Consider the following 20,006-nt stretch of genomic DNA (forward strand, 5'->3'; position numbering starts at 1 on the left):
GCATGGGCAGCACCTTCTCGCAGGGCCACCTCGTCCGGCTCCAGGACGAGCCCCCCGTATGGAGCTTCCGAGAGCTGCGGATCCGCCGCTACCACGCCGCCGACCACGGCGTCGTCCTCGCCCTGCACCGCGAGGGCCTCGCCCAGGTCGGCCTGCGCCCCGGCGACGGCGTCTACTACGACCACGACTTCTTCCGGATGGAGGACATCTATCTCCGCAACGACGGCGAGTTCCTCGTCGGCGAGCTCGACGGCCGCATCGTCGCGATGGGCGGCCTGCGCCGCGCCGACCTCATCCCCGGCGGCCACGCCCGCGCGTTCGGCGGCTACGCTCCCGGCGCCCCGAACCTGGACGCCGTCGAGATGGTCCGGCTGCGCGTGCTGCCCGCCGTCCAGCGGCGCGGCTACGGCGCCGCCGTCGTCGGGGCCCTGGAGGAGCGCGCCGCCGAGTACGGCTACCGCGTCCTGCGCGGCGACACCACCGAGTTGCAGGCCCCGGCGCTGGCGCTCTACCGCAGGTTCGGCTGGCGGGAGACCCGCCGCGAGACGATAGGCGGCATCGTCAACATCTACATAGAGAAACTCCTGCGCTGACCCCGGGCCGCGTTGCCTCCGGCCCGCCGCCGGCGCCTCGTGGTCCGCTAGGGGCGCCGGCCGCCGACCATTTGCATCAGCGGGTAGCGGCGGTGGCGGACGCCGGTGAAGCCCCGGGCGGTGAGGGCCCGGGTCACTTCGCGGTCGCCGAAGACGGTGAAGCCGGTGGTGCGGCGGATCAGCGCGCCGGCGATCCGGGCGCTGGGCAGCGGCGTCGGGCGGCGGGACGTGAGGATGACCAGGCGTCCGCCGGGCTTGAGGACGCGGGTCATGCCGTCCAGGGCCGTCCAGGGGTCGTCGAACAGGTAGAGGGCCCCGAGGCAGCAGACGGCGTCGAACACGCCGTCGCGGAACGGCAGGTCGACGGCGTCGCCGCGGACGTAGGAGGTGTTGCCGGCGGGGTCGCCGACGGCCTGGGCCAGCATGGTCTCGGACGCGTCCAGCCCGACGACCAGGCCGTTCGGCGCGACGCCCGCGGCGAGCGCGCGGGTGACGTTGCCGGGGCCGCAGGCCACGTCCAGCACCGTCGCGGGGGGACGGGAGGTCAGGCCGAGCCAGTCGCGGGCCATCGCGTGCTCCGCGGCGGTGCCGGGGCCGAAGGGCCAGCCCTTGGCCGCGTTGAAGCCGATGGGGCGCCAGACCTTCTCGTAGATCCGCGGCAGGAAGGCCGACTCCATCGCGGACTGGGCGAGGGACGGCTTCGCGGGCGGCCCGAGCAGGTCGAGGTAGCCGGCCGACAGGTCGGGCGCCTCGGGCGGGTCGCGGAGCAGGTCGAGGACCCGTTCGCCGGTCGTCCGCATCGTCGCCTCGCTCATCCCGCTATTAGACCACGAGTCAATTCGTCGTCGGGGAAGGCCAGCCCGGTCTGCGCGGCCATGAACGTGAGGGTGTCGGTCATGAGGTCCACCGAGCGGCTCACCGAGCGGGCGGCGTGGCCGACCTCGGCCTCGTCGCGCAGCAGGACCGGCGCGTCCGAGGCGGTCGCGTGCTGGAGGGCGGCGCACAGCTTGCGGGCGTGCAGCGGATCCACCCGGGTGTCGCTGCCGAACGTCGTGAACAGCACGGCCGGGTACGCGGTGCCCGCGTGGACGTGGTGGTACGGGGAGTAGCCGATCAGCCAGCCGAACTCCTCGGGGTCGTCCGCCGTCCCGTACTCGTCGTTCCAGGTCTGGCCCAGGCCGAACCTCTCATAGCGCACCATGTCGAGCAGCGGGGCCGAGCACACCACCGCCCGGTAGAGGTCGGGACGCTGGGTGAGGGCCGCGCCGACGAGCAGGCCGCCGTTCGAGCCGCCCGAGATCGCGAGCCGGCCGGGCGTGGTCAGCCCGTCCGCGATGAGCTTCTCGGCGGCGGCGTGGAAGTCGTCGAACACGTTCTGCTTGCGCTCCCGCATGCCCGCGCGGTGCCACTCCTCGCCCTCCTCGGACCCGCCGCGCAGGTTCGCGACCGCGTAGACGCCGCCCGCCTCCACCCAGGCCAGGACGCTCGCCGAGTAGGACGGCGTCAGCGGGATGTTGAAGCCGCCGTACCCGTACAGGATCGCCGGCCGCGGGCCGGACAGGCCCGGCCGGGACGCGACCAGCATCCGCACCTCGGTCCCGTCCCGCGAGGTGTAGACGACCTGGCGCGTCTCGATCTCGGGGACGGCGACCGTGCCCGGCGCGGACGCCCACAGCGTCGTCTCGCCGGTGCGCGCGTCGTAGCGCATCACCGAGGACGGCGTGACGTTGTCGGTGTAGCCGAACCACGCCTCGTGCCCGCCCTCGGGCCGCTCGACGATCCCGCCGATCGAGCCGAGCCCCGGCGCCGGGACGTCCCCGACGCGCTCGCCGGTCTCCAGGTCGTGGACGGTGATCTCGCTGATCGCGTGCCGCGTCCACCCGGCCAGCAGCACCGGGCGGTCCAGGCCGTCGAGGATCGCGAAGTCGGTGAGGACGGCCTCCGGGTCCTCGGGGACGAGGTCCCGCCACCGCTCGTAGGACGGGTCGGACGGGTCGGCGACGCAGAGCCGGGAGCGGGGCGCGTCCCGGTCGGTGAAGATGTAGGCGCGGCCGTCCCGCCCGACGTGCAGGCCGGTTCCGGCGTCGACGCCCTCCTGCACGACGCGCAGCTCGGGCGCCTCCGCCGGGGACGCGGACAGGTCCGCGATCCACAGGTCGTTGCGCGGCGCCGTGCCCTGCGACGACGAGATCGTCAGCCAGCGCCCGTCCCGGCTGACCCCGACGCCGTAGTAGTTGGTCTTGTCCATCCCGTCGCCGAAGACCAGCACGTCGTCGGTGTCGGGCTCGGCGCCGACGCGGTGCAGGTAGACGCGGCGGTGGTACTGCTCCTCGCCCTCCGGGACGTCCCGCGCGGGCAGCCGGCGGGTGTAGTAGTACGCCTCCCCGCCCGGCAGCCAGGCGACGGCGGAGTAGCGCGCCCGGTCGATCGGCCCCTCGACGCGCTCGCCGGTCGCGACGTCCATGACGAACAGCAGGGACTCCTCGTCCCCGCCCGTGGAGATCTTGTAGGCGAGGAGGCGGCCCTCCTTGTCGGGCTGCCAGCCGTCGAGCGTCGTCGTCCCGCCCGGGTCGAGGGCCGTCGGGTCGACGAGGACGCGTTCGGCGCCGTCCGGGCCGGCCGTGTAGAGGACGGGATGCTCCTGGTCGGCGGCGCGGCGGGTGAAGAACCGCCGCTCGCCCCGCCACACGGGGGAGCCGACGCTGCCCGCGCCGAGCAGCTCGCCGAGCCGCGCGCGCAGCCAGGCCCGGCCCGGCAGCGCGTCCACGGCCTTGTGGAAGAGCCGGTCCTGCGCCGCGAGCCACTCCTCGGTCGCGTCGCTCCCGGCGTCCTCCAGCCACCGGTACGGGTCGGCGACCCGGTGGCCGTGGATGTCCTCGACGATGTCCTGGCGCTGCGCGGGCGGATACGGCGTCATGAATGCACTGTATTGGGCCTTACGGCCTGCACGTCCCGGACGCTCCGACCCGCCCCGAACGCGCCCTTGCGTTCGATCCGGGCTCCGAAGGGGGACTATTGGGGTAGCGGACGGGCTCCGTCAGACGCCACACTGATGAAGGTCGGGTTCGCCCCTGGGGAGGTCCTCATGGCGACAGCGCAGGAACCGGAGACGATAATCGGGCCTCGGTCCGGGGCGCGGTCCGCCGCGCCCGCCGAGGCGAACGAACGGCAGAACCCGGCGGAGGCCGTCTGATGCGGCACGTCCTCCTCCTGAACGCGACGTACGAACCACTCACCACGCTTCCGCTGCGGCGGGCGGTCTGCCTCGTGCTCCGGGAGAAGGCCGAGATCGTCCACCATGACACCTCGGGCGCGGTGCTGCATTCGGCCACCATGACGATCGAGGTGCCGTCCGTCATCCGGCTGCGCCGCTACGTCCGCATCCCGTTCCGCACCCGGGTCCCGCTGACCCGCGCAGCGCTGATGCGCCGCGACAACTTCCGCTGCGTCTACTGCGGGCGCCGTGCCGAGACGATCGACCACGTCCATCCGCGCAGCCGCGGCGGCAAGCACGTGTGGGAGAACTGCGTCGCCTCCTGCATGCCGTGCAACCACCGCAAGGCCGACCGACTCCTGTCCGAACTGGGGTGGACGCTCAGCATCACTCCCGCCGTCCCTCGCGGCGCCCACTGGCGCCTCATCGGGCTGGTCCACGACGGCGACCCCCAATGGGCGGCCTACGTCACCGAGCCCGCTGCTTAACCCGGGGCCTATCCTGGGGGCGTGCCTCGTTATGACTATCGCTGCCGCGCCTGCGGGTCGACCTTTGAGGTCTCCCGGCCGATGATCAACGCGTCCGATCCGGCGCCGTGCCCGGACGGGCACGACGACACGGTCAAGCTGCTTTCGACGATCGCCGTCACCGGGACGTCCCGCGCCACGGCGCCTCCGCCGAAGCCCGCCGGGGGCGGCGGCTGCTGCGGCGGAGGGTGCTGCTCCTAGCCGTTCTGGGCGGCGCGCATGGCGCGGCCGGTCGCGGCGGCGTCGTAGTCCGGCGGGACGCCCTGAAGGAAGACGGTGGTCCCCTCGATGTTGTCGGTGCGCATGGCGAGGATCGCCCGGTAGGCGTCCGACTCGTACCAGGCGCGGGCCTTGTCCATGTCGGGGAACTCGATCAGGACGTAGCCGCCGTCGAGCGGGCCCTCGACCACCTCGGGGTTGGTCCCGTGGACGAGGAACCGGCCGCCGAACGGGTCCATGGTGCCTTGGATGCGCTCGATGTAGGTGAAGACGTCGTCGTGCAGGGGCGGCTGCGGGTGCAGGTGGGCAAGGGCGTAGGCGGTCATCGCACGTTTCCTTTTCGATAGTGGGGCCGGGCTCTCGCCCGGCACGCACCATCTTGCCCACGGGAGGGAACGGCGGCGATTACCTGGTGGGTAATGCTCAGCCGTCGAGGCCGTTGAGGCGGTCGAGCAGGGAGACGTCGCGGGCGGCGCCGGTCGAGGCGGACGTCGCCATCGCCGCGTAGGCGCGCAGCGCGGCGCTGACCGGGCGGTGCCGGTCGCGGGGGCGGTAGCCGCCGAGGTCGGCGAGCAGCTTCTCGCGGCGGATCTCCAGCTCGTCGGCCGGGACGTCCAGTTCGAGGACGCGGTTCGGGATGTCGATCACGATGCGGTCGCCGTCCTCGACGAGGGCGATGACGCCGCCGCCCGCCGCCTCCGGGGAGGCGTGCCCGATGGACAGGCCGGACGTCCCGCCGGAGAACCGGCCGTCGGTGATCAGCGCGCACGCCTTGCCGAGCCCGCGGCCCTTGAGGAAGCTCGTCGGGTACAGCATCTCCTGCATGCCGGGGCCGCCCCTCGGGCCCTCGTAGCGGATCACGACGACGTCGCCCGCCTCGACCTTGCCGCCGAGGATGCCCTCGGCCGCGTCGTCCTGGCTCTCGAACACGACGGCCGGGCCGGTGAAGGTCCAGAGCTCCTCCTCGACGCCCGCGGTCTTCACGATCGCGCCGTCGGGGGCGATGTTGCCGCGCAGGACGGCGAGGCCGCCGTCGGCGGTGTAGGCGTGCTCGGCGGAGCGGATGCAGCCGTTCTCGCGGTCGAGGTCGAGCGACTCCCAGCGCGCGCTCTGCGAGAACGCCGAGGTGCTGCGGACGCCGCCGGGGGCCGCGTGGAACAGCTCGACGGCCTCGGGCAGGACGTCGGGGGACCGGACGTCCCACTTGGCGACGAACTCGCCGATGGACGAGCTGTGGATCGAGTGCGCGTCCGAGTGCAGCAGCCCGGCGCGGTGCAGTTCGCCGAGGAGGGCGGGGATGCCGCCGGCGCGGTGGCAGTCCTCGACGTGGTAGGTGGCCAGCGCGGGGGCGAGCTTGCAGATGCAGGGCACGCGGCGGGAGACGGCGTCGATGTCGTCGAGGCCGAAGTCGGCGCCGGCCTCGGTCGCGGCGGCGAGCAGGTGCAGGATCGTGTTGGTGGAGCCGCCCATGGCGACGTCCAGCACCATCGCGTTCTCGAACGCCTCGCGGGTGGCGATGTTCAGCGGCAGGACGGACTCGTCGTCGCCGTCGTAGTAGCGCTTGGCGACCTCGACCACGGTGCGGCCGGCGTCCTCGTAGAGGCGGCGGCGGGCGGTGTGGGTGGCGAGGACGGTGCCGTTGCCGGGCAGCGCCAGCCCGATCGCCTCGGTGAGGCAGTTCATCGAGTTGGCGGTGAACATGCCGGAGCAGGACCCGCAGGTCGGGCAGGCGCTCTCCTCCATCTCGGCGAGCTTGGCGTCGGCGATGGACTCGTCGGCGGAGGCGATCATCGGGTCGATCAGGTCGAGCTTGTTGCCGCCCATGACGCCCTCGACCGGCTTGCCGGCCTCCATCGGGCCGCCGGAGACGAACACGGTCGGGATGTTGAGCCGCATCGCGGCCAGCAGCATCCCCGGGGTGATCTTGTCGCAGTTGGAGACGCAGACCAGGGCGTCGGCGCAGTGCGCGTTGACCATGTACTCGACGGCGTCGGCGATCAGCTCGCGGGACGGCAGCGAGTACAGCATGCCGCCGTGGCCCATCGCGATGCCGTCGTCGACGGCGATCGTGTTGAACTCGCGGGGCACGCCGCCGGCCTCGCGGACCGCGCCCGCGACGACCTTGGCGACCTCGTCCAGGTGGACGTGGCCGGGCACGAACTGGGTGAAGCTGTTGGCCACCGCGACGATCGGCTTGCCGAAGTCCTCGCGCTGGACGCCGGTGGCGCGCATGAGGGCGCGGGCGCCCGCCATGTTCCTGCCGTGCGTGACCGTCCGTGACTTGAGCGGTGGCATAGAGACCTCTCCAACGTGTGACGTGCCGAGCCGTGTTCTGGGAGCGGATCCCGCAGCGGCGGATCGCGGCGCTGCCGCCGGCTCAGCGGAGGTCGCGCGCGGGCCGGCCCGTGACCCCCGATGCTACCAACCGTAGGGACGGCATTGAAAAAGCCGGGACGCGGGCGTCCCGGCGGTCACGTCCGGTGCGGCGGATCTTCCGGCAAGGCGGCATCCCGGGTGGGGCTCGCCGTTGAGCCCTTCGGGGCCTCGCGGCCTCTTTGGGGCGGGCGGCCCGGGGAAGCAGGGCCGCCCTCGGCCTCAGTCGGGGTACTTCGGCGGCAGGGCGCTCTCTGCCGCCTGGAAGATGCGCTGCACGTCGCCGTCGGTGAGGATCTTCGGACGGCGCCGCAGGTAGGCGCGCGCCCGGTTGCCCGCGTAGACGTCGACGTCCCGCACCCGCATGACCTTCCACGGGATGGACGGGCCGTAGATGGCCACGGAGGGCTGCACCGGCACCTCGAAGCCGACCTGCTCGGCGAGGATGCTGCTCGCCATCTGCGCCTCCCAGCGCGCCTCGTCCAGCCGGTCCTTCTTGTTGAAGGGGCCGTGGAAGAGCTTGAGGTGGGACATGGTGCGCACGGGGAGGCGCTTGTCCCACTTCTCGGAGTCGATGGCGTAGACGCCGCTCGGCCCGATCACCAGGTGGTCGATCCGCCCGTCGCTGACGCCCTCGTCGTCGCGGGGGACGGCCCGTGCGTGGAGCACGAGGTACCCGTTGCGCTGGAGGGACTTCAGCTGCTTCTCGGTGCGCCGCTCGGCGGCCGAGGACTTCTGCCAGGCGGTGACGGACGAGCTCCTGCGCGAGCTGCGGACGAGGTCGCCGACGACCACGAGGATCGCGACGGCGGCGCCGATCCGCCAGCTGAGCAGGACCGCGGCCAGGACGCCGGCGCCGGCGGCCGCGCCGGCCCGCCACATCCAGCGGCGGACCTGGGGGTCGTCGAGCATCGCCGCGGCGGTGCGCTCGCCGGGGTCCTCGTCGGGACGCTCCTTCACCGGAGCCTGGTGGTGGTGCTCACGGGCTTCCTCCGACGGTGCTTCCTCCGGCCGCCTCTCCTCGGACTGGGCCGCGGGCTGGCCCCTGGCTCCCTGCGTGTTGCCCCGCTCCATGATCGCCATAAGTGACGCTCCGTATCCCTTTCCCATCGGGGGCATGATCCTCCGTGCGCAGAGTAATCATCCGGCCGGTCGGCGACTAGTCATGCGGGGTTAATAGTTTTGTCGCCATCGGGTCAGTGAGTAACTTACGCGACGGACGGGTGGGCCGATACTCTTCTCCTTTCTCCGCCTTATCCTCCTTGCCCTCTTTGATGCCCGCGCACACGGCGTCTACCGTTCCGGTTCGTGACACAAACCCATGACCTCAGCGCCACCCGGATGGCCGCGGCCGTCCGCGCCCGCGACGTATCTCCGGTCGAGCTCACCGACCACTACCTGGACCGCATCGAACGGCTGAACGAGCAGGTCGGCGCCTACGTGACGGTCACCGCCGAACGGGCCCGCGAGGAGGCCCGGCGGGCCGCGAAGGCGGTGCTGGACGCGGCGGACCCGGCGGACCTGCCGCCGCTGCACGGCGTCCCGGTCCCGATCAAGGACCTGAACATGGTGAACGGCGTCCGGATGACCTTCGGCTCGGCCGTCTTCTCCGGTATGACCGGGTTCGCGGACGACAACGTGGTGACAAAGCTGTCGCAAGCGGGGTCCGTGCTGCTGGGCAAGACGGCGACGCCCGAGTTCGGCCTGCCCTGCTACACGGAGAGTGACGTCGCGCCTCCGGCCCGGACGCCCTGGGACCTCACCAGGTCGGCCGGCGGTTCCAGCGGCGGCGCGGCGGCGGCCGTCGCGGCCGGGCTGGCGCCGGTCGCGCAGGGCAGCGACGGCGGCGGCTCGATCCGGATCCCGAGCAGCGTGTGCGGGCTGTTCGGGATCAAGCCGACCCGCGGCCGGGTCTCCTCGGGCCCGATCGTCCCCGACCTGTTCGGCCTGGCCACGAACGGCCCGATCGCGCGGACCGTCCGCGACGCGGCCCTGCTGCTGGACGTGATGGCCGGCCACATGCCCGGCGACCTCTACCGGGCGCCGCAGGCGGACGGGCCGTTCCTCGGCCACGCCGACCGGGCGCCGGGCCGGCTGCGCATCGCGCGGAGCATGGAGTCGCCGGTGCCGGGGGTCGAGGTCCACCCGGACTGCGCCGCCGCCTACGACGACGCCTCGGCGCTGCTGGAGGAGCTCGGCCACGAGGTCGTGGAACTGCCGCAGGTGCTCGGCGCCGACCTGCTTCCGCACTTCGCGACGCTCTGGGGCGTGATGGCGACGATGACGCCCGTCCCGGAGGAGAGCGAGCACCTGATGCAGCCGCTGACCCGCTGGCTCCGGAGCCAGGGCGAGGCGACCTCGGCGCCGCGGCTGTTCCAGGCGCACGCCGCGCTGCAGGGGGCGCTGCGGGCGGGGTTCCCGCTGATGGACGAGTTCGACGCCATCCTGCATCCGACGCTCGCGATGCCGCCCGTCCCCGTCGGCCACTTCCACGAGCAGGAGCCTGCGGAGAACTTCTGGCGGCAGACCCAGTTCACCCCGTTCTGCGCGGTCTACAACGTCTCGGGGCAGCCGGCGGTGAACGTCCCCCTGCACTGGAACGGCGACGGCCTGCCGATCGGGGTCATGCTGGCGGGGCGCCTCGGCGGCGAGGGCACGCTGATCTCGCTGTCCGCGCAGCTGGAGGAGGCCCGCCCCTGGATCGGCCGCAAGCCGGAGATCTGGACGGCGTGACCCCGTCCGTACCGGGCATGGTGCAGGCGTGGGCGACGACGGACTGATCAGGCTGGCCGGACGGCACGGGGTCGCGACCCGGTACACCGACTGGCGCGGCCGGGAGGCGGCGGTCCCGCCGGACACGCTCGTCGCCGTCCTGGCGGCGCTCGGGGTCGACGCGTCGACTCCGGCCGCCGTCGCGGCGGAGCTGGAACGCGCCCGCGGACCCGGCCGCGCGCTGCCGCCGGTCGTCGTCGTCCGGCAGGGCGATCCCCTTCCCGCCCTTCCCGCCCTCGCGGACGCGAGCGTCGAGCTGGCGACCGGCGAGACCGTCCCCGCGGCCCTGGACCGGGCCGAGCTTCCGGCCGGCTGGCACCGGCTCCACGCGGGCTCCGAGAGCGCGCCGCTGCTGGTCGCCCCGCGCCGGCTGCGCGCACCGGACCGCCTGTGGGGGTTCACCGTCCAGCTGTACTCGGTGCGCTCCCGCGCCTCGTGGGGGATCGGCGACCTGCGCGACCTCGCCGGCCTCGCCGCCTGGAGCGCGCGCGAGCTGGGCGCCGGCTTCACGCTGATCAACCCGCTGCACGCGGCCGAGCCCGTCCCGCCGGTCGGCCCGTCGCCGTACTCGCCGATGAGCCGCCGCTTCGCCGCCCCGATCTACCTGCGCGTCGAGGACCTGCCCGAGTACGCGGCGCTGCCCGCCGAGGACCGCGCTCGCCTGTCCGCGCTCGCCGGGCCGCTGCGCGTCCCCGGCGGCGCCATCGACCGGGACGCGGTCTGGACGGCCAAGCTCCAGGCCCTCGAATCCCTCCACCGCCTCCCGCGCGGCACCGAGGCGGAGCGCGGCTACGCGGCGTTCCGCGCCCGCGAGGGGACGGCGCTCACCGCGTTCGCGACCTGGTGCGCGCTCACCGAGAAGCACGGCCCGGACTGGCGCCGCTGGCCCGCCGCGCTGCACGACGCCGGGAGCCGTGCCGTCGCGGACGAGGCGGCCCGCCTCGCCGGCCGCGTCGACTTCCACGCGTGGCTGCAATGGCGGCTGGACGGCCAGCTCACGGCCGCGCAGCGGGCCGCACGCGACGCCGGGATGCCGGTCGGGATCGTCCACGACCTCGCGGTCGGGGTCGCGCACGGCAGCGCCGACGCGTGGATCTACCGGGACCTGTTCGCGCCCGGCATGAGCGTCGGGGCCCCGCCGGACGAGTTCAACCAGCGCGGCCAGGACTGGGGCCAGCCGCCCTGGCACCCGCACCGCCTCGCCGGCGCCGCCTACGTCCCGTTCCGGGAGATGCTGGCCACGGCGTTCCGGCACGGCGGCGGGCTGCGCCTCGACCACGCGATGCAGGTGTCGCGGCTGTGGTGGGTCCCCGAGGGCGGCTCGCCCGCGGACGGGACCTACGTCCGCTACGACCGCGACGCGCTCCTCGGCTGCCTCGCCTGGGAGGCGGAACGCGCGGGCGCCGTCGTGGTGGGCGAGGACCTCGGCACCGTCGAGTCCGGGTTCCGGGACGGCCTGGCCGACCGCGGCATCCTCGGCACGTCCCTGCTGTGGTTCGAACGCGGCGCCGAGGGACGTCCGAAGCCCCCGGCCGAGTGGCGCGAACTCTCCCTGGCGACGGTCGGCACCCACGACATGCCGCCGATCATCGGATTCGTCCACGGCGACCACATCGCCCTCCGCGACCGGCTGGGCCTGCTGACCCGCCCCCGCGCCGACGAGGAGGCCGACCACCGCCGCCGGCTGAACGACTGGCTGGCGCTCCTCCACGCGGAGGATCTGCTGCCGGACCCGCCCGCCGAGGTCATGAAGGCGCTGGCAGAAGGCTCCACCGCCTACGACGAGCAGATCGTGGACGCCCTGCACGCCTTCCTGGCCCGCACCCCGGCCCGGCTCACCGGCATCTCCCTGGCCGACGCCGTGGGCGAGCGCCGCACCCAGAACCAGCCGGGAACCGTCGACGAGTACCCGAACTGGCGCGTCCCGCTGGCGGACGCGGGGGGCCGGCCCGTCCTCCTCGACGACCTCCGGGCCGGTGCCGTCAGGCGAGCGTGGCCGTGATGCGCTTGGTCACGTCGTGCAGAAGCGTGTCGGGGCGCAGGTCGGCGTCGGCGATGGCCGAGAACAGCGCGGGCAGGCCGGGCAGCGGGTAGGGGTCGCCGCCCGCGCCCGCCAGCGCCTTGTGGCCCAGCGGGTGGTGGGACAGCGACTTGCGGGCGCGCGTCCACGCCGTCTGGACCTCCTCCGGCGACGGGACGCCGAAACCGTGGCCGACCGGGGCCGCGTGGCGGAGCTTGACGAGCGCGCCGTCGGTGAAGTCGGCGGCCAGCCGGCACCGGTCGGCGAGGTCGGCGCGCACCAGGCCGTCCAGGCGGGTCATGACCGTGCAGGGCGTGCGGCACCGGGCGGCGCAGTCGCCGAGGGCGGACGCGACCTGGCTGTGCTGCCGGTCCAGGTAGGCGCGCCAGCCGGGCCCCGGCTCCTTCGCGACGCGGAGCGTCCGCTCGCAGGCGGAGCGCTCCGGACGCGTGTGGTCGCACATGCGGGCCGTCCCCGGCTCGACGGGCACCCCGAACCGGCTGCCCTCGCCGCTCACCGACGCGCCGATGAGGGCCGGGTCGCCGGCGTGGCCGAGCACGCCCTCCCAGGCCAGCATCGGCAGGTACTCGCTCGCGATGTGCACGGCGGCGACCAGCGCCGCCATGTCGCGGCGGTACCAGCGGACCGCGATGACCTCCAGCAGGAGGGAGTACGCGGGACGCAGGCTGGCCAGCGCGCCGCGCGGACGCTCCCGGGCCGCCTGCGGCATCCGGCTGGCGCGGGCCCGGTCGAGGAGGTCGCGCGGGACCTCGCCGACCGCCTCGGGCATGCCGAAGTCCTCGGCGTCGAGGTCGAGGACGCGCTGCCCGAACGCGCACAGCGCCGCGACCGCCGTCGAGCGGCCGTCCGCGGCCAGCGCGCCCTGCGTGATCAGCGCCTCCAGGTCGCCGAACGCGTAGCGCCGCGCCAGTGCCGTGAGCACGTCTCCGGCCGTCTCCATACCGTCCTCCAGCCCCCGCCCGCCGCCATTCAAAGGTCGGGCTCCGCTCGGCGACCGTCCTCCAGCCCCCGCCCGCCCCGTGACCATGCCACGATCGCACGGCCACGGGGAGGTTGGACAGGGCGTCAGGAGACAGGCGTCAGGAGGACGCGGCGTCCTTCGCGCGGGCGCGCAGCGCGCGGGCGACGCCGTCGCGTCCCTCCGACAGCAGCCGGGCGAGGGCGGCCGGCGGGTCCTGCTCGGCGATGTAGGACTCGGTCCGGTCGATCGTGGACTGCTCGATCACCAGGAACGGGTAGGCGACCTCGGCGAACGTCTGCGACATGTCGCTGCTCCACTCCTTCCAGACGCGCCCCACCTCGGCGAAGTACCGGTCGACGTAGGGGAGCAGCAGCTCCGCCTGGTCGGGCTCGACGAATCCGCCGAGCGTCGACCGGTAGACGGCGTTCGGCAGGTCGCCGGACACGATCCGCTCCCACGCGGCCGCCTTCGCCGCCGCGGTCGGCACGGCGGCCTTGCACGCGGCGGCGTGCCGCTCTCCGGCGGCGGTGCGGTCCCGCTCGTGCTCGGCGTCGATCTCGGCCTCGCCCGCCCGCCCGGTGACGACGAGCCGGCGCAGCAGTGACCAGCGCAGGTCGGTGTCGACGGTGAGGCCGACGAGCGTCTGCGAGCCGTCCAGCAGGCCCTGGACGAACGCCAGGTGCTCGTCGGACACGGCCGACGCGGTGAACGCCTGCGTGTAGGCGAGCTGGAGGTCCGAGCCGGGCTCGGCCTCGCGCGCCAGCTCCGACAGCGTCCCGGCGAGCAGGGCGAGGCCCTCCTCGCGCCAGGCCGGGTCCGCGTACTGCTGGACGGCGGTGCGCGCCTGCCGCAGCAGCGTCTGCGTGACCGAGATGTCGGTGACGCCGCGGATGCCCTTGGCGACGAGCCGGACGTAGTCGCGGGTGGCCATCTCGGCGTCGCGCGTCATGTCCCACGCCGACGACCAGCACAGCGCGCGCGGCAGGCTCTCCCTGATGTCGCCGATGTGCTCGATCAGCGTCTTCTGCGAGTGCTCGTCCAGCCGGATCTTGGCGTAGGTGAGGTCGTCGTCGTTGACCAGGACGAGGTCGGGCCTCTTCCGGCCGACGAGCTGCGGCACCTCGGTGCGGGCGCCGACGACGTCCAGCTCGACCCGCTCCCGCCGGACGAGCCCGCCGCCGGTCAGGTCGTAGAGCCCGATCGCGAGGCGGTGCGAGCGCAGCGTCGGGTAGTCGGGCTTGGCCTCCTGCAAGACGGCGAACGACGTGAAGTTCCCGTCGCCGTCGACCTCGTACGCGGGCCGCATCGTGTTGACGCCGGCCGTCTCCAGCCACTCCTTCGACCACGACGCCAGGTCGCGCCCGGACCTCTCCTCCAGCGCGCCCAGCAGGTCCGCCAGGACGGTGTTGCCCCAGGCGTGCTGGTCGAAGTAGCGCCGCACGCCCTCCAGGAAGTTGTCGAGGCCGACGTAGGCCACGAGCTGCTTCAGGACGGACGCGCCCTTGGCGTAGGTGATCCCGTCGAAGTTGACCTCCACCGCGCGGATGTCGGGGATGTCGGCGGCGATCGGGTGCGTGGACGGCAGCTGGTCCTGCCGGTACGCCCACGCCTTCTCCAGGTTCGCGAACGTCGTCCACGAGCCCTTCCACTTGGTGGCCTCGGCCTGGCACAGGACGCTCATGTACGTGGCGAACGACTCGTTCAGCCACAGGTCGTCCCACCAGCGCATGGTGACGAGGTCGCCGAACCACATGTGCGCCATCTCGTGCAGGATCGTCTCGGCGCGCCGCTCGTAGGCCGCGTCGGTGACCCGCGACCGGAAGACGTAGTCCTCCAGGAAGGTGACGGCGCCCGCGTTCTCCATCGCGCCCGCGTTGAACTCGGGGACGAACAGCTGGTCGTACTTGGCGAACGGGTACGGGCGGCCGAAGACCTCCTCGAAGTAGCCGAAGCCCTGCCGGGTCACGTCCACGATCGCGGGGGCGTCGAGGTGGTCGGCCAGCGACGTGCGGCAGTACACGCCGAGCGGGATGACGGTGCCGTCGTCGCGGCGGTACTCGTCCCGGACGACGTGGTACGGCCCGGCGATGAGCGCGGTGATGTAGGTGGAGATCTGCGGGGTGGGGAGGAAGTGCCACGTCCCGCCGCCGGCGGACTCGGCCGGCTCGTTGGTGACGACCTGCCAGTCCTCCGGCGCCCTGACCGTCAGCTCGAAGACGGCCTTCAGGTCGGGCTGGTCGAAGCACGTGTACATGCGGTGCGCGTCCGCCGTCTCGAACTGCGTGTAGAGGTACACGCTGTCGTCCACGGGGTCGACGAACCGGTGCAGGCCCTCACCGGACCGCGAGTACTCGCAGTCGGCCACGACCCGGAGTTCGTTCTCGGCCGCGAGGCCGGGCAGCGGGACGCGCCCCTTCCCGGCGTCATAGGACGACGGGTCGAGGGCCTTGCCGTTCAGCGTCACCTCCCGCACGACGGCGCCGTGCAGGTCGATGAACGTGTCCGCGCCGGTCTCGGCGCTGCCGAACCTGACCACGGTGGTCGACGCGAACCTCTCCGCGCCCGTCGTGAGGTCCAGTTCCACCGTGTACGACTCCACGGTGAGCAGCCGGGCCCGTTCCCGCGCCTCGTCGCGCGTGAGGTTGCCTGCCACATGTACTCCTTGGTCGGCCTATTCGCTTGATGTAGTCATGTCTACCAACCGGACGCCGTCCCGGTCCGTCCGCCACGGCCTAAGGCATGGGCTTCGGCGGGCCCCGGCGCCGCGGGAATCGGGACGGGGGCGTCCCGGTTGTCGCTCTAAGGCATGCCCTTTCACTCTCTTGGAGGCGACGTTGACTGAGAACGCACCTACGCCGGTGGACTTCTGGTTCGACCCACTGTGCCCCTGGGCGTGGATCACGTCCCGCTGGATCCTGGAGGTGGAGAAGCTGCGCCCGATCCAGGTGCGCTGGCACGTGATGAGCCTGGCCGTCCTCAACGAGGACAAGGACATCCCGGACGAGTACCGGCAGATGCTCGCCGAGGCGTGGGGGCCGGTGCGCGTGTGCATCGCCGCCGAGCAGAAGTACGGCGCCGAGGTGCTCGGACGCCTCTACACCGAGCTCGGCACGCGCCGCCACCACGAGAAGCAGAAGTTCGACCGCGCCTACTACGAGGAGGCGCTGACCGCGGCGGGCCTGGACCCGGCGCTCGCCGACGCCGCCGGCTCCACCGCCTACGACGAGGCGGTGCGCGCGTCCCACCAGGACGGCATCGACCGCGTCGGCCAGGAGGTCGGCACCCCGGTCATCGAGGTGGAGGGCAGCGCCTTCTTCGGCCCCGTCGTCTCCCCGATCCCACGCGGCGAGGCCGCCGCCAAGCTCTTCGACGGCGTCGTCGCGGTCGCGAGCACGCCCGGGTTCTTCGAGCTCAAGCGGACCCGGACGGCCGACCCGATCTTCGACTGACCCGGCCGGGGCCGCGGCCGGCCCGCCGGGTGGCGTCCCGGTGACATGAGGCTTGCTATTGCGAGCATGTTGCAACTACTAGGTATGTGCCGCCAAACTGGTCTCGCTGGTCAAAACAGGCAGGGATGGTGAGGACGTGCACGTACCGGATGGTTTCATCGACGCCCCGGTGTCCATCGCGGCCGGCGCGGTCGCGGTGGCCGGGGTCGGGATCGCGCTCCGCGGAGCGCGGCGGGAGCTGGACGACCGCACCGCGCCGCTCGCCGGGCTGACCGCCGCGTTCGTGTTCGCCGCGCAGATGCTCAACTTCCCGGTCGCGTCCGGGACGAGTGGGCACCTGCTCGGCGGGACGCTCGCGGCGATCCTCGTGGGGCCGTACACAGGCGTCCTGTGCGTCTCGGTCGTCCTGCTCATGCAGGCGCTCCTGTTCGCGGACGGCGGCCTGACCGCGCTGGGCGTCAACATCACCACGATGTCCCTCGTCACGGTCGTCGTGGGCTACGGGCTGTTCCGGCTGCTGCTGCGGGTGCTGCCCAAGACGCGGGCGTCGGTGTCGGGGGCCGCGTTCGTCGCCGCCGTCGTCTCCGTGCCCGCCGCGGCCGTCGCGTTCACGGCCGTCTACGCGGTCGGCGGGACGGCGGACGTGTCGATCGGCAAGGTCGCCACCGCCATGATCGGCGTCCACGTGCTGATCGGGATCGGCGAGGCGCTGATCACCGCCGTGACCGTGTCGAGCGTGCTCGCCGTCCGCCCCGACCTCGTCCACGGGGCGCGCGGGCTGCTGAAGCCGCTGGAGCTGCGCACCGCCGCCGAGCAGAAGGCGGACGGCCCGGCCGAGCCGTCCCGCGCCTGAGGAGGAACTCCCATGACCACGAAGCGCTTCTTCATCGGGTTCCTGCTCGTCTCGCTCGTCCTCGCGGGGATCGTCAGCTACTACGCCTCCGGCAACCCCGACGGCCTGGAGAAGGTCGCGGAGGACAAGGGCATCAGCGCCGAGGAGAAGGACCACTCGCTCAAGGACTCCCCGTTCGGCGACTACGGCGTCAAGGGCGTCGAGAACGCCCGGCTGTCGGGCGGGCTGTCCGGGGTCGTCGGCGTCGGCGCCGTCCTGCTGGTCGGCGGCGGGCTGTTCTGGGGCGTCCGGCGGCGCGGCGCCGGGCCGTCCGGGACGGCTCCGGAGCAGGGCGCGGAGGCGCCGCCCGAGCCCGCGCGGAAGGGCTGATGGGCGCGGGGCACGCGCACCGGCTCTACGTGCCGGGCGCGTCGCCGGTGCACCGGCTGCCGCCGCAGTGCAAGCTCGTCGCCGTCCTGGCGTTCGTGCTGCTCGTCGTCGCCACGCCGCGCGAGCGGCTCTGGGCGTTCGGCGTGTACGCGCTGCTGCTCGCGGCCGTCACGGCGGCCGCCCGGGTCCCGTTCCGGACGGTCGCGCGGCGGGTCGTCATCGAGGTGCCGTTCGTCGCGTTCGCGTTCCTCCTGCCCTTCGTCGCCGAGGGGGAGAAGATCGCCGTGCTGGGGCTGCGGCTCAGCGAGAGCGGGCTGTGGGGCGCCTGGAACATCCTCGCCAAGGGCACGCTCGGCGTCGTCGCGTCGATCCTGCTCGCCGCGACCACCGAGCCGCGGCTGCTGCTCCTCGGCATCGAGCGGCTGCGGATGCCGCAGCTCATCACGCAGATCGCCACGTTCATGCTGCGGTACGGCGACGTCGTCACGGCGGAGCTCGGGCGGATGCGGGTGGCGCGCGCGTCCCGCGGCTTCGAGGCGCGCGACATCCGGGCGACGGGCGTGCTCGCCAGGTCGGTCGGCGCGCTGTTCCTGCGCTCCTACGAGCGGGGCGAGCGCGTCCACCTGGCCATGGTGAGCCGGGGCTACGACGGCCGGATGCCGGTGATGCACGACGTCGGCGCGACGGCCGCGCAGTGGACGGCCGCCGCCGCGCTGCCCTCGGCCGCCGCCCTCGTCGCCCTGGCTGCTTGGATGGTTCCATGACGCCTTCGCTGGAAGTGCGGGGTCTCGCGTACGCCTATCCGGACGGCACGCAGGCCCTCTTCGGCGTCGACCTCACGATCGGGCGCGGCGAGCGGGTCGCGCTGCTGGGGCCGAACGGCGCCGGGAAGACCACGCTCGTCCTGCACCTGAACGGCATCCTGCACGGCGGCTTGGGCGAGGTCAGGGTCGGCGGCCTCGCGGTCGACCCGAAGGACAAGAAGGCGCTGCGGGAGATCCGCCGCCGCGTCGGCATCGTCTTCCAGGACCCCGACGACCAGCTGTTCATGCCGACCGTCCGGGAGGACGTGGCGTTCGGTCCCGCCAACCTCGGCCTGCGCGGCGCCGAGCTGGACCGCCGGGTCCGGGACGCGCTGTCCCGCGTCGGCATGCTGGACGTCGCCGACCGCCCGCCGCAGCACCTCAGCTTCGGGCAGCGCCGCCGCGTCGCCGTGGCCACCGTCCTGGCGATGGAGCCGGAGATCCTCGTGCTGGACGAGCCGTCCTCGAACCTGGACCCGGCGAGCCGCCGCGAGCTGGCCGAGATCCTGCTGAGCCTGGACGTGACGGTCCTGATGGTCACGCACGACCTCCCGTACGCGGCGGAGCTGTGCCCGCGCTCGGTGATCCTCTCCGGCGGCGTCATCACGGCCGACCGTCCCACCCGGGACCTGCTCACGGACGCCGGCCTCCTGGCCGAGCACCGCCTGGAACTGCCGTTCGGGTTCGACCCGGCCGCCGCCGTCCGCTGATTCCCCGGTTCTCGGTTCCGATTCGCCGCCTCTTCGGCCGTTCCGCTTGCCTCGCCGTCCGCCCTTCGCAAGACTCGGACGTACCGACACTGGTAACGGTTTTCATATCCGAAATGAGGCATTCGTGAAGGTTGCGTTCGTCGGCAAGGGCGGCAGCGGCAAGACCACCCTGTCGTCGCTGTTCGTCCGGCACCTGGCCGGGCGCGGGCTGCCGGTGGTGGCCATCGACGCCGACATCAACCAGCACCTCGGCGTGGCGCTCGGCCTGGACGAGGCCCGCGCCGCCAAGGTCCCCGCGCTGGGCGACCGGCTCACCGAGATCAAGGAGCACCTGCGCGGCGACAACCCCCGCATCTCGTCCGCGGCCGCGATGGCCAAGACGACCCCGCCCGGCGCCGGCTCGCGGCTGCTGCGGTTCCGCGGCGACGACCCGTTCCACGAGGCCGGCCAGGAGGTGGACGGCGTCACGCTCCTCGCCACCGGCCCGTTCAACGACGACGACCTCGGCGTCGCGTGCTACCACTCCAAGACCGGCGCGGTGGAGCTCTACCTCAACCACCTCGTGGACGGGCCGGGCGAGTACGTCGTCGTCGACATGACCGCCGGCGCCGACACGTTCGCGTCCGGGCTGTTCACCCGGTTCGACCTCATGTTCCTGGTCGCCGAGCCCACCCGGAAGGGCGTCGGCGTCTACCGGCAGTACACCGAGTACGCGCGCGACTACGACGTCGCGATCCGGGTCGTCGGCAACAAGGTCCAGGGCGAGGAGGACGTCGCCTACCTGCGCGAGCACGTCGGCGACGACCTGCTGACGTGGCTCGGCCAGTCCGCCGCCGTCCGGGCGCTGGAGCAGGGCCGGCACGGCGTCGTGCTGGAGGACGACAACACCGCCGCCCTCGACCGGATGCGCGCCGAGGTCGACGGCCGCGTCAAGGACTGGGACAGGTTCCAGCGCCAGGCCGTCGAGTTCCACGTGAAGAACGCGCGCAGCTGGGCCAGCCGCGCCGCCGGCGAGGACCTCGAAGCGCAGGTCGATCCCGACTTCCGCTTCCCGCCCGCCGCGCGGGCCGCTTACCCGGGGTGATACCGGGCCTACCGGCGGGCAGCGATGCCCACTACTCT

Annotated in this window: 18 protein-coding genes; 11 read left to right on the forward strand and 7 right to left on the reverse strand. The window is 73.1% G+C overall.

Annotation, left to right across the window (positions count from 1 at the left end; translation table 11 throughout):
* Positions 1-2 precede the first annotated feature (2 nt).
* Positions 3-593, forward strand: a complete 591-nt coding sequence (locus ACA511_RS13265) for a GNAT family N-acetyltransferase (RefSeq protein ID WP_375024484.1) — start codon at positions 3-5, stop codon at positions 591-593.
* Between the two features lie 47 nt (positions 594-640).
* Here ACA511_RS13265 and ACA511_RS13270 read toward each other — a convergent pair whose 3' ends face one another.
* Both ACA511_RS13270 and ACA511_RS13275 read right to left on the reverse strand, forming a co-directional pair.
* Positions 641-1,408 carry a class I SAM-dependent methyltransferase gene (locus tag ACA511_RS13270; protein WP_375024486.1) on the reverse strand — a complete coding sequence of 256 codons (768 nt, stop codon included), beginning with the start codon at positions 1,406-1,408 and terminating at the stop codon, positions 641-643.
* Positions 1,405-3,510 carry a prolyl oligopeptidase family protein gene (locus ACA511_RS13275; protein ID WP_375024487.1) on the reverse strand — a complete coding sequence of 702 codons (2,106 nt, stop codon included), beginning with the start codon at positions 3,508-3,510 and terminating at the stop codon, positions 1,405-1,407. Before ACA511_RS13275 ends, ACA511_RS13270 begins: the two co-directional genes overlap by 4 nt.
* Before the next feature lie 275 nt (positions 3,511-3,785).
* Here ACA511_RS13275 and ACA511_RS13280 point away from each other — a divergent pair, with 275 nt between their 5' ends.
* Both ACA511_RS13280 and ACA511_RS13285 read left to right on the forward strand, forming a co-directional pair.
* A complete protein-coding gene (locus ACA511_RS13280) occupies positions 3,786-4,295 on the forward strand; it encodes an HNH endonuclease (RefSeq protein WP_375024488.1) in 510 nt (169 codons plus the stop codon).
* 21 nt (positions 4,296-4,316) lie between these two features.
* A complete protein-coding gene (locus tag ACA511_RS13285) occupies positions 4,317-4,535 on the forward strand; it encodes a zinc ribbon domain-containing protein (protein WP_371941426.1) in 219 nt (72 codons plus the stop codon).
* Here ACA511_RS13285 and ACA511_RS13290 read toward each other — a convergent pair.
* From ACA511_RS13290 to ACA511_RS13300, 3 genes are all read right to left on the reverse strand, one after another.
* The gene (locus tag ACA511_RS13290) at positions 4,532-4,879 is read right to left on the reverse strand and encodes a DUF1330 domain-containing protein (protein WP_375024490.1); all 348 of its coding nucleotides are present in this window, start codon (positions 4,877-4,879) and stop codon (positions 4,532-4,534) included. The two genes, ACA511_RS13285 and ACA511_RS13290, sit on opposite strands and share 4 nt — an antisense overlap.
* Positions 4,880-4,976: 97 nt before the next feature.
* A complete protein-coding gene (ilvD, locus tag ACA511_RS13295; protein WP_375024491.1) occupies positions 4,977-6,848 on the reverse strand; it encodes a dihydroxy-acid dehydratase in 1,872 nt (623 codons plus the stop codon).
* 300 nt (positions 6,849-7,148) lie between these two features.
* A complete protein-coding gene (locus tag ACA511_RS13300) occupies positions 7,149-8,009 on the reverse strand; it encodes a nuclease-related domain-containing protein (RefSeq protein ID WP_375024492.1) in 861 nt (286 codons plus the stop codon).
* A 225-nt stretch (positions 8,010-8,234) separates the two neighbouring features.
* Here ACA511_RS13300 and ACA511_RS13305 point away from each other — a divergent pair, with 225 nt between their 5' ends.
* Together ACA511_RS13305 and malQ are read left to right on the forward strand one after the other, a co-directional pair.
* Entirely contained in the window at positions 8,235-9,659 is a 1,425-nt protein-coding gene (locus ACA511_RS13305; protein WP_375024493.1) for an amidase, read from the forward strand.
* 28 nt (positions 9,660-9,687) lie between these two features.
* Entirely contained in the window at positions 9,688-11,700 is a 2,013-nt protein-coding gene (malQ, locus tag ACA511_RS13310) for a 4-alpha-glucanotransferase (RefSeq protein WP_375024494.1), read from the forward strand.
* Here the strand turns inward: malQ and ACA511_RS13315 are convergent.
* Positions 11,681-12,679, reverse strand: a complete 999-nt coding sequence (locus tag ACA511_RS13315) for a hypothetical protein (protein ID WP_375024496.1) — start codon at positions 12,677-12,679, stop codon at positions 11,681-11,683. The two genes, malQ and ACA511_RS13315, sit on opposite strands and share 20 nt — an antisense overlap.
* 139 nt (positions 12,680-12,818) lie before the next feature.
* A complete protein-coding gene (gene pepN / locus ACA511_RS13320; RefSeq protein ID WP_375024497.1) occupies positions 12,819-15,353 on the reverse strand; it encodes an aminopeptidase N in 2,535 nt (844 codons plus the stop codon).
* Between the two features lie 181 nt (positions 15,354-15,534).
* On the opposite strand from pepN, the gene ACA511_RS13325 reads away from it, so the two are divergent.
* The 6 genes from ACA511_RS13325 to ACA511_RS13350 all read left to right on the forward strand — a co-directional run bounded on the left by ACA511_RS13325 (position 15,535) and on the right by ACA511_RS13350 (position 19,968).
* On the forward strand, positions 15,535-16,149 hold the full coding sequence (locus ACA511_RS13325; protein ID WP_375024498.1) for a DsbA family protein: 615 nt from the start codon (positions 15,535-15,537) through the stop codon (positions 16,147-16,149).
* Positions 16,150-16,285: 136 nt separating this feature from the next.
* Positions 16,286-17,002, forward strand: a complete 717-nt coding sequence (locus ACA511_RS13330; protein ID WP_375024499.1) for an energy-coupling factor ABC transporter permease — start codon at positions 16,286-16,288, stop codon at positions 17,000-17,002.
* 12 nt (positions 17,003-17,014) lie between these two features.
* Entirely contained in the window at positions 17,015-17,371 is a 357-nt protein-coding gene (locus tag ACA511_RS13335) for a PDGLE domain-containing protein (protein ID WP_375024500.1), read from the forward strand.
* Positions 17,371-18,135: a cobalt ECF transporter T component CbiQ gene (gene cbiQ, locus ACA511_RS13340; protein ID WP_375024501.1), complete on the forward strand. Its 765-nt coding sequence runs from the start codon at positions 17,371-17,373 to the stop codon at positions 18,133-18,135. Before ACA511_RS13335 ends, cbiQ begins: the two co-directional genes overlap by 1 nt.
* A complete protein-coding gene (locus tag ACA511_RS13345) occupies positions 18,132-18,884 on the forward strand; it encodes an energy-coupling factor ABC transporter ATP-binding protein (protein ID WP_375024502.1) in 753 nt (250 codons plus the stop codon). The genes cbiQ and ACA511_RS13345 overlap by 4 nt, the downstream gene beginning before the upstream one ends.
* 124 nt (positions 18,885-19,008) lie before the next feature.
* Entirely contained in the window at positions 19,009-19,968 is a 960-nt protein-coding gene (locus ACA511_RS13350; RefSeq protein WP_375024503.1) for an ATP-binding protein, read from the forward strand.
* Positions 19,969-20,006 lie beyond the last annotated feature (38 nt).

The organism is Actinomadura sp. GTD37 (assembly GCF_041951365.1).
GTDB lineage: Bacteria > Actinomycetota > Actinomycetes > Streptosporangiales > Streptosporangiaceae > Spirillospora.

What these genes read in the sequence shown, in the direction of transcription:
- ACA511_RS13275 (WP_375024487.1), bottom strand. Translation starts at nt 3,510, where the DNA reads ATGACGCCGTATCCGCCCGCGCAGCGCCAGGACATCGTCGAGGACATC.
- ilvD (WP_375024491.1), bottom strand. Translation starts at nt 6,848, where the DNA reads ATGCCACCGCTCAAGTCACGGACGGTCACGCACGGCAGGAACATGGCG.
- ACA511_RS13335 (WP_375024500.1), top strand. Translation starts at nt 17,015, where the DNA reads ATGACCACGAAGCGCTTCTTCATCGGGTTCCTGCTCGTCTCGCTCGTC.
- ACA511_RS13270 (WP_375024486.1), bottom strand. Translation starts at nt 1,408, where the DNA reads ATGAGCGAGGCGACGATGCGGACGACCGGCGAACGGGTCCTCGACCTG.
- ACA511_RS13290 (WP_375024490.1), bottom strand. Translation starts at nt 4,879, where the DNA reads ATGACCGCCTACGCCCTTGCCCACCTGCACCCGCAGCCGCCCCTGCAC.
- cbiQ (WP_375024501.1), top strand. Translation starts at nt 17,371, where the DNA reads ATGGGCGCGGGGCACGCGCACCGGCTCTACGTGCCGGGCGCGTCGCCG.
- ACA511_RS13265 (WP_375024484.1), top strand. Translation starts at nt 3, where the DNA reads ATGGGCAGCACCTTCTCGCAGGGCCACCTCGTCCGGCTCCAGGACGAG.
- ACA511_RS13345 (WP_375024502.1), top strand. Translation starts at nt 18,132, where the DNA reads ATGACGCCTTCGCTGGAAGTGCGGGGTCTCGCGTACGCCTATCCGGAC.
- ACA511_RS13300 (WP_375024492.1), bottom strand. Translation starts at nt 8,009, where the DNA reads ATGGCGATCATGGAGCGGGGCAACACGCAGGGAGCCAGGGGCCAGCCC.
- ACA511_RS13280 (WP_375024488.1), top strand. Translation starts at nt 3,786, where the DNA reads ATGCGGCACGTCCTCCTCCTGAACGCGACGTACGAACCACTCACCACG.
- ACA511_RS13315 (WP_375024496.1), bottom strand. Translation starts at nt 12,679, where the DNA reads ATGGAGACGGCCGGAGACGTGCTCACGGCACTGGCGCGGCGCTACGCG.